Annotated in this window: 1 protein-coding gene; it reads left to right on the forward strand. The window is 68.0% G+C overall.

The genetic code is table 11. The features are described 5' to 3' along the window. Window positions 1-65 precede the first annotated feature (65 nt). On the forward strand, window positions 66-1,484 hold the full coding sequence (locus ABD225_RS18530; protein WP_344089168.1) for an IS1380 family transposase: 1,419 nt from the start codon (window positions 66-68) through the stop codon (window positions 1,482-1,484). Window positions 1,485-1,563: the final 79 nt, after the last annotated feature.

Consider the following 1,563-nt stretch of genomic DNA (forward strand, 5'->3'; position numbering starts at 1 on the left):
GTGATGCAGGAGAATTGAAGTTCTTGACACTTTAATCCGACCTGATCACAAGGGACATCTCGTAGGTGCAACTCTCTCACACCCCGGCGGCGACGTCAGCGGTCTTCGATGACCCGAACCTGATCGGCTCGGCCGGGCTGGTCCCGATCCTGCGACTGGCAGAGAGGACAGGTCTTGCCGCCCTGGCCGATGAGCATCTGAGCGTGCCCACGGACAAGGGCGCCAACGCCGGAGCGAAGGTGAACGCGCTGGTCGCGAGCATGGTCGCCGGCGCCGACTCCCTCGACGACATGGCCCTGCTGCGTCACGGCGGGATGGGTCGGGTCTTCTCCCGCTGCTACGCACCCTCGACGTTGGGCTCGTTCCTGCGCACCTTCACGTTCGGGCACGTGCGCCAACTCGACGCAGTCGCCTCCAGGTTCCTGACCGCCCTGGCCAAGGACGCGCCCGTCGTCTCCGGAGTCGAGCAGCTGGCGGTGGTCGACATCGACGACACCATCATCGAAGTCCACGGCCACACCAAACAGGGCGCCGGGTTCGGCTACACCAAGGTCCGCGGACTGAACGCCCTGATCGCGACCGTCTCCACCGGGCAGGCCGCTCCGGTGATCGTGGCCCAACGCCTACGCAAGGGCTCAGCGAACTCGGCCCGCGGCGCCCAGCGGCTGGTCCGCGACGCGCTGAAGACCGTGCGCACGTTGCGCCAGCAGGAGGGTGCAGGCACCTCGGGTCGGGTACTTCTTCGAGCGGATTCGGCGTACTACGGTCATCCCGTGATCGGTGCCGCGGTCAAGACCGGCGCGGAGGTCTCGGTCACCGTCCGCCTCGATCCCCGCGTCAAGGCCGCGATCAGCAGCATCGCCGAGGACGCCTGGACCACGATCGAGTACCCGCGGGCCGTCTTCGACGAAGACACCGGGGTGTGGATCTCGAAGGCGCAGGTCGCCGAGGTGCCCTACACGGCGTTCACGTCGAAGAAGAAGACGCAAGTGACAGGCCGGCTGGTCGTGCGGCGCATCCCCGACGCCAACGCCGAGAAGAAGAAACGCGCCGGGCAGGACGGCCTGTTCGAGCTGTGGCGGCATCACGCCTTCTTCACCACCACCCCCAAGGATGTCGCGGACACCGTCACCATCGACAAGGTCCACCGCGCCCACGCCATCATCGAGCAGGTCCACGCCGACCTGAAGAGCTCGGCGCTGGCGCACCTGCCCTCAGGGAAGTTCAACGCCAACGCCGCCTGGCTGGTCCTGGCCGTCATGGCGTTCAACCTCACCCGCACCGCCGCCACCCTCACTGGCAGTGACCGACTCGCGCGGGCGACGACGGCCACCGTGCGGCGCACCCTCGTCGCTGTCCCAGCGAGGGTCGCGACCTCCGCCCGGCGGATCGTCCTGCACCTACCTCGTGCCTGGCCCTGGCAACACCTTTGGACCGTCCTCTTCGAGCGCGTCCACGCACCCCCAGCCACAGCCGCGACCTGACCACCCAGCAGCACCCCGGCGCAACCCAGGAACCCCGTGTGGAACACCCCGGCAGCGAGGCCGGAAGGTCACCCCTGCC

The sequence above is a fragment of the Nostocoides veronense genome, from assembly GCF_039531185.1.
Taxonomy (GTDB): Bacteria; Actinomycetota; Actinomycetes; order Actinomycetales; family Dermatophilaceae; genus Nostocoides_A; species Nostocoides_A veronense.